This is a genomic window from Hymenobacter agri (assembly GCF_054778495.1).
In genome coordinates this window covers 1-6,987 of record NZ_BAAGZM010000191.1, presented here as the reverse complement: position 1 = coordinate 6,987, position 6,987 = coordinate 1, and the positions used below count along the sequence as shown (strand labels likewise).

Sequence of the window (6,987 nt, the reverse complement as noted above, 5' to 3'; positions counted from 1 at the left end):
GGCTACCAGGGCAACCGCCCCGGCGGCGGTCCTGGTGGCAACCGTCCCGGCCAGGGGGGCAACCAGCGTACCGGCCAGCCCGGTCCGAAGCCGAATGCGCCTGCACTCACGCCCGAACAGGCTGAAAAGCAGATTCAGGAGCAGATTAAAGCCACGCTGGCTAAGCTTGGCGGCAACAAGGGCGGTGGCCAGGCCAACCGCGCCAAGTACCGTCGCGACAAGCGCAGCATGCTGGCGGAGGACCGCGAGGCCCTGCGCGCACAGAACGAGCTCGACGCCAAGACCCTCAAGCTCACGGAATTCATCTCGGCCAATGACCTGGCTTCGCTGATGGACGTGAACGTGAACGAGGTGATTAAGGTGTGCCTGGGCATGGGCATGTTCGTGTCCATCAACCAGCGCCTCGACGCCGAAGCCATTACCGTGATTGCCGACGAATTCGGCTTTGACGTGGAATTCCTGTCGGCTGAGGAAGAGGAGATTGACGTGGATGCCGGCGATGCTGAGGAAGACCTCAAGCCCCGAGCCCCCATCGTCACCATCATGGGCCACGTCGACCACGGCAAAACCTCGCTGCTTGACTACATCCGCGATGCGAGTGTGGCCAAGGGTGAAGCCGGCGGCATCACGCAGCACATCGGCGCCTATGAGGTGAAAACCAAGTCGGGCCAGCCCATTACCTTCCTCGATACGCCTGGTCACGAAGCCTTTACGGCCATGCGCGCCCGCGGTGCGAAGGTGACGGACATTGCCATCATCGTGGTGGCGGCCGACGACTCGGTGATGCCGCAGACGAAGGAAGCCATCAACCACGCGCAGGCCGCCGGGGTGCCGATTATCATCGCCCTTAACAAGATTGATAAACCGGCCGCTAACCCCGAGAAAATCCGCGAGGAGCTTTCCCAGATTAACATTCTGGTGGAAGAATGGGGCGGTAAGTACCAGAGCCAGGAGGTTTCGGCCAAATCGGGCATTGGTATTGAGGAGCTGCTGGAAAAGGTGCTGCTCGAAGCCGAACTGCTGGAGTTGAAGGCGAACCCTGACCGCAATGCCATTGGCACCGTGATTGAAGCCTCGCTGGACAAAGGCCGTGGCTACGTGACCACCGTGCTGGTGCAAACCGGCACGCTGAGCGTGGGCGACGTGATTCTGGCCGGCCCGCACTTCGGCCGCGTGAAGGCTATGACCGACCACCGCGGCAAGAAGATGAAGTCGGCTCCGCCGGCTACGCCGGTGCAGGTGCTCGGCCTCACCGGCGCCCCGCAGGCCGGCGACCGCCTGCAGGTGATGGAAACGGAGCGCGAAGCCCGCGAAATTGCCACGCAGCGCCTGCAGCTGGCCCGCGAGCAAACCATCCGGACCAAGAAACACATTACGCTGGACGAAATCGGTCGCCGCCTGGCCATCGGTTCGTTCAAGGAGCTCAACATCCTGGTGAAGGGCGACGTGGACGGCTCGGTGGAAGCCCTTTCCGACTCGCTGCTCAAGCTGAGCACGCCGGAAGTAAAGGTGAACATCCTCTCGAAAGGCGTGGGCGCCATCTCGGAAAGCGACGTGCTGCTGGCTTCGGCTTCCGACGCCATCATCATTGGCTTCCAGGTGCGTCCCTCGCAGAGCGCGCGTAAGCTGGCTGAGAACGAGCAGATTGACATCCGCCTGTACTCCATCATTTACAACGCCATCAACGAGGTGAAGGATGCCATGGAAGGCATGCTGGCCCCGACGGTGCAGGAAGTGGTAGTGGCCAACGCCGAAGTTCGTCAGGTGTTCAACATCACCAAAGTGGGCACCATTGCCGGCTGTATGATGACGGAAGGCACCATGACCCGCAAAACCAAGGTGCGCGTGGTGCGCGATGGCATCGTGCTGCATACCGGCGATATTCAGGACCTCAAACGTTTCAAAGACGACGTGAGCGAGGTGCGCCAGGGCTACGAATGCGGTATCTCCATCAAAGGCTTCAATGAACTGGTGGAAGGTGACAACATCGAAGGTTTCGAAGAAAAGGAAATCAAGCGCACGCTGTAAGGCTCGCGCAACCTGTAAAGGTGAAAGCCCCGGCTGCAATTGCAGTCGGGGCTTTGTTTTTATGGCCGTAGGCAGCTGGAATTCTGCATTGGTCCTGTCCGCCCAGAAGTGATACCCATGCATTTAACCGCAGGCCCAGCATAGAAAAAGCCCCAGCTGCCTGCGCAGTTGGGGCTTTTCTTAACAGATTATTTATCCCTAGAAGAACAGGAACTTGTGCTTGCGGGGGTGCTTGTGCACCAAGGGCTTGCCGGCCGGGTCGGAACCGCCTACGAAGTGAGCCTGGCCGCGCTTGCCTTCGCCGTAGCCGGGCTTGCCGGCCTGCGCCTTGAACTTGCGCACGAAGAAGCCACTGCCTGATTTATTGGAATCGAACTGGCGCTCGGGGCCTTTGGTGCCGAAGCTGGTATTGCCGGTGCGGGCTTCGAGCAGGGCCAGCTGCTGGTCCTTCTTGATTTCGTCGGGCGTCATGGCGGCGCGGCGCTGGTTGCGGGCCAGCTCTTGGGCGTTGGTGGCGCTGGTACGGCCGGCTTCGGGATTTTTATTGCGGCCGGGCTCGGGGAAAGCGGGGCCGGTTTGAGCCTGCGCCACGGCAGCGGTACCAAAACTCAGAACGCCCAGCAGGGCAACGGCAAACAGCTTGTTCATGCGAGAGGGGTGGTGTTGGGGTGGATGGCGTTGGCGGCCTAACGATTGAAGCAGGGGTGGGGTTCCATTCGGAAAGTGAAAGATATTCTCCCGAACGAGGGCAAAGCGAAGTTCGTAACTTATTTTGATTCGGCCGCTTGCCTGCTGCAAATAAAATGAAAACTTTAACCTGAAATGCAAAACCGCTGTCTGTGGCACGACAGACAGCGGTTTTTTCTGGTTGAACGAGAAACGGCCTTATACGCGACCAGCGCGCAAAGCATCGCGGATTTCCATCAGCAGTTGCTGGTCGGTGGTGGGGGGCGGAGGGGTGGCGGGAGCCGCTACAACTTCGACGGGCTTCTTTTTGATGCTGTTGGCTCCCTTTACGATAAAGAAGATAATGAGCGCCAGGATAAGGAAGCCCACCACGGCATTCATGAACAGGCCGATTTTGATGGGGCCTAGGTGGATGGCCGAAAAATCGGGCTGCCCGCCAATCAGGCCCACGATGGGCATGATGACGTCGTCGGTAAGCGAGGTCACGATTTTACCGAAGGCCCCGCCGATGATAACGCCGACGGCCAGGTCGAGCACGTTGCCTTTTGAGATGAACTCCTTGAATTCGGAAACAAAACCCATTGCAGTGAGGATTAAGGTGATTAGAAAAGCTGTCAGGGCTAAATCTATGTATTTTCATACAAATACTGTCATAGCCCGACAACAATATAAAAGTAGCCGGATGAATTGATGGCTGGGCAATGGTTTCGTCCAACACCGACGCTGGCGGGTTGAACCGGGGCGTTGGCCCGGCCGGTTTCGGCCCGGCGCGGGCCGTATCTTTGGCAGGGCCAACCGCAACCCTGGCCTTTCGTGCTTATGTCCGCTACTTTCGAAAACCTGCTCTACGACCTCGATGCCGCCAGTGGCATCCTCACCATCACCCTCAACCGCCCCAGCAAGCTGAACGCGCTGAACGCGGCCACCGTCGCCGAAATCGACGCGGCCGTGGAGCAGGCGCTCGACGACGCGCAGGTGCGCGGCATCATCTTCACGGGCAGCGGCGAGAAGGCGTTCGTGGCCGGAGCCGATATTGCCGAGCTGGCCGTCCTCACGCCCGCGCAGGCCGCCCGCACCGCCGAGCGCGGCCAAGAAGCCTTCGCCCGCATCGAGGAAAGTACCAAGCCCGTGATTGCGGCCGTGAACGGCTTCGCGCTGGGCGGTGGCTGCGAACTGGCCATGGCCTGCCACATGCGCGTGGCTTCGGAAAATGCCCGCTTCGGCCAGCCCGAAGTGAACCTGGGCCTGTTGCCCGCCTACGGTGGCACGCAGCGACTGTCGCGGCTCATTGGCAAGGGCAAGGCCATTGAACTGATGCTCACAGCCGACCAGGTAAAAGCCGACGAGGCCCTGCGCCTGGGCTTGGTGAACCACGTAGTGCCGCAGGCCGAACTGCTGGATTTCTGCCGGCAGTTGCTGGGCCGTATTCTGGGCAAGGCTCCCGTGGCCGTGGGCTTGGTGCTGGAGTGCGTGAACGCGTACTACGACAAGGAAACTGATGGTTACGCCGCCGAAGTGCACGCCTTCGAGCAGGCGTTCGAAACGGACGATTTAAGGGAAGGCACGACAGCGTTCGTGGAGAAGCGGGCAGCGGTGTTCACCGGCAAGTAACCTCCGTCAATGAGGAATGAGGAATGAGGAATGAGGGATTGCCCAAACGGCGGTTCAGCATTCTTCATTCCTCATTCCTCATTCTTCATTGTCCAAGAATGAGTGTAGCTAAGAAACTGGCCTCGCAAACGGCCGTGTATGGCGTGAGCAGCATTGTGGGCCGGGTGCTCACCTACCTGCTGGTGCCGATATATACCGGGGCGTTTGCGGCGGCCGAATACGGCGTGGTAACGGGGCTGTACGCCTACGTGTCGTTTCTGAACGTGGTGTTCACCTACGGCATGGAAACCACGTTTTTCCGCTTCGCCAACCGGCCCGGCACCGACCGCCGGGAGCTGTACGACCGGGTGCTGAGCCTGTTGCTGGTGAGTACGGCCGCGCTCACGGTGCTGCTGATGCTGCTGGCGCGCCCGCTGCTGGGGCTGCTGGAGATTCCGGCCGGCAACGAGCGGTACGCCGTGTGGGTGGCGCTGATTCTGGGGCTGGATGCGCTCACGGCCATTCCATTTGCCCGGCTGCGGCTCGAGAATAAGGCACGCAAGTTTGCCGGCATCAAGCTGGCCGGCATCGTGGCCAATGTGGTGCTGAACCTGTTTTTCATCGTGTTTTGCCCGGCCGTGATGAGCGGAAAGTGGCTGCCGGGGCTGCAGCCGTTGGTGGCGCGGGTGTTCGACCCCACGGTGGGCGTGGGCTACGTATTTCTGAGCAACCTGTTTGCCAGCGGCCTCACGCTGCTATTGCTGGGCCGCGAACTGCTGGACTTCCGCTTCCGCCTGAATTTCTCGTTTTTGCAGCCGCTGCTGGCCTACGCCTACCCGCTGATGCTGATGGGACTGGCCGGCATGGTGAACGAGACGCTCGACCGCATTCTGTTGCCCAAGTGGCTGCCCGAGAACTTCTATCCCGGCCAAAGCAGCCTCACGGCGGTAGGCATCTACGGCGCGTGCTACAAGCTGAGCATCTTCATGTCGCTCGTGATTCAGGCCTTCCGCTACGCAGCCGAACCGTTCTTTTTCGCCCAGAGCACCGAGAAGAACTCGCCCGCCACGTTTGCCATGATTCTGAAGTGGTTTACACTCTGCTGCGCGGTCATCTTCGTGGGCATCAGCCTGAACGTGGAGGACTTTGGCGACTTGTTTCTGCGGCGACCAGAGTACCATCAGGGGTTGGTAGTGGTGCCCATTCTGCTGCTGGCCAACCTGTTTCTGGGCGTGTACTACAACCTGTCGGTGTGGTTCAAGCTCACGGATAAAACCTATTACGGTACTTACATCGGGGCCGGGGGCGCGGTGCTCACCATTGCTCTCAACTTCCTGCTGATTCCGCTGCTGGGCTACCTAGGCTCGGCCATTGCCACGCTGGCCTGCTACTTTATGATGGCCGTGCTGTGCTGGCGATTGGGCGAGCGGCACTTTCCGGTGCCGTATCCGGCGCTGCGGCTAGGCCTGTGGCTGCTGTTTGCCTCGGGGCTGGTGGCGCTGGGCTGGTGGCTGCAACCCGCAAACTGGTGGTTGCGCCACGGGTGGCACGTGGGCCTCACGTTGGCGTTCTTAGCCGCGCTGTGGCTGGTGGAGCAACCGCGCCGGGCAATGGCGCGCGCGTAGCGGCCAGGCATCACCAAGCGGCTTCAACCAAAAAAGCCCGGCCATTGCGGCCGGGCTTTTTTGGTGGCTGTCATCATGGCGAAAGCTATGCGGGTACTTCCTCGGTGATGGTGCTGGCGAAGGCCAGCAAATCGGCTTCGCGGAAAGCGCCAGCCATTACCTGCAAGCCAATGGGCAGGCCGGCGGCATCTTCGCCCACGGGAACTGAAATGGCGGGCACGCCGGCCAGCGAGGCCTGCACCGTGAAGATATCGGCCAAGTACATGCTCACCGGGTCCTGCTTCTCGCCGATGTTGAAGGCCGTGGTGGGCGTGGTGGGCAGCACCAGGAAATCGTACTGGCGCAGCAGCTCGTCGGTTTTCTCTTTGATGAGGCGACGAACGCGCTGGGCTTTGGTGTAGTACGCATCGTAGTAGCTGGCGCTGAGCACGAAGGTGCCCAGCATGATGCGGCGCTGCACTTCGGGGCCGAAACCTTGGGCGCGGCTCTTTTTGTACATCGATTCCAGGTCCGTAGCATCCGGGGCGCGGTAGCCGTACTTCACGCCATCGAAGCGGCCCAGGTTGGAGCTGGCTTCGGCGGTGGTGAGGATGTAGTAGGTCGGAATCATGTAGTCGAGGTAGGGAAACTCCACGGCTTCCACCACGTGGCCCTGGCCGCGCAGCACGTCGAGCTGAGCTTCCATGGCGGCCTTGATTTCGGGGTTCAGGCCCTCGCGGTTCACGGCATCGGCGATGTATCCGATGCGGTAATGCGGTGCGGGCGTGAGCAGCTGGCTGTAGGCGGGCACTTCGCGCTGGCTGGCGGTGCTGTCCATGCCATCGGGGCCGGCCATTACTTCGAGCAGCAGCGCGGCATCGGCCACCGAGCGGGTAATGGGCCCAATCTGGTCGAACGACGACGCGAAGGCCACCAAGCCGTAGCGCGAAATGCGCGAGTACGTGGGCTTGAAGCCTACCACGCCGCAAAACGCGGCCGGCTGGCGCACCGAGCCGCCCGTGTCGGAGCCAATCGAGGCCAAGCACATATCGGCCTGCACGGCCACCGCCGAGCCGCC

General features: G+C 61.0%; 6 protein-coding genes. 3 read left to right on the top strand and 3 right to left on the bottom strand.

Features of this window, described 5'->3' with window-relative positions; translation table 11 throughout:
• The coding region (infB, locus tag ACYVDE_RS11155) for a translation initiation factor IF-2 (protein WP_460501603.1) at positions 1–2,028 on the top strand (2,028 nt) is incomplete at its 5' end.
• 198 nt (positions 2,029–2,226) lie between these two features.
• On the opposite strand, the gene ACYVDE_RS11150 is transcribed toward infB, so the two are convergent.
• Positions 2,227–2,676 (bottom strand): hypothetical protein, encoded by a 450-nt coding sequence (locus tag ACYVDE_RS11150; RefSeq protein WP_460501601.1) that lies wholly within the window; start codon positions 2,674–2,676, stop codon positions 2,227–2,229.
• 237 nt (positions 2,677–2,913) lie between these two features.
• Entirely contained in the window at positions 2,914–3,297 is a 384-nt protein-coding gene (gene mscL, locus ACYVDE_RS11145; RefSeq protein WP_460501599.1) for an MscL family protein, read from the bottom strand.
• Between the two features lie 237 nt (positions 3,298–3,534).
• Between mscL and ACYVDE_RS11140 the strand changes: the two genes are divergently transcribed.
• Together ACYVDE_RS11140 and ACYVDE_RS11135 are read left to right on the top strand one after the other, a co-directional pair.
• The gene (locus ACYVDE_RS11140) at positions 3,535–4,326 is read left to right on the top strand and encodes an enoyl-CoA hydratase/isomerase family protein (protein ID WP_460501597.1); all 792 of its coding nucleotides are present in this window, start codon (positions 3,535–3,537) and stop codon (positions 4,324–4,326) included.
• A 98-nt stretch (positions 4,327–4,424) separates the two neighbouring features.
• Positions 4,425–5,930, top strand: coding sequence for a lipopolysaccharide biosynthesis protein (locus ACYVDE_RS11135; RefSeq protein ID WP_460501595.1), 1,506 nt, complete (start codon positions 4,425–4,427; stop codon positions 5,928–5,930).
• Positions 5,931–6,015: 85 nt separating this feature from the next.
• Here ACYVDE_RS11135 and ACYVDE_RS11130 read toward each other — a convergent pair.
• The coding region (locus tag ACYVDE_RS11130) for an amidase family protein (RefSeq protein ID WP_460501593.1) at positions 6,016–6,987 on the bottom strand (972 nt) is incomplete at its 5' end.

What these genes read in the sequence shown, in the direction of transcription:
- ACYVDE_RS11150 (WP_460501601.1), bottom strand. Translation starts at nt 2,676, where the DNA reads ATGAACAAGCTGTTTGCCGTTGCCCTGCTGGGCGTTCTGAGTTTTGGT.
- mscL (WP_460501599.1), bottom strand. Translation starts at nt 3,297, where the DNA reads ATGGGTTTTGTTTCCGAATTCAAGGAGTTCATCTCAAAAGGCAACGTG.
- ACYVDE_RS11140 (WP_460501597.1), top strand. Translation starts at nt 3,535, where the DNA reads ATGTCCGCTACTTTCGAAAACCTGCTCTACGACCTCGATGCCGCCAGT.
- ACYVDE_RS11135 (WP_460501595.1), top strand. Translation starts at nt 4,425, where the DNA reads ATGAGTGTAGCTAAGAAACTGGCCTCGCAAACGGCCGTGTATGGCGTG.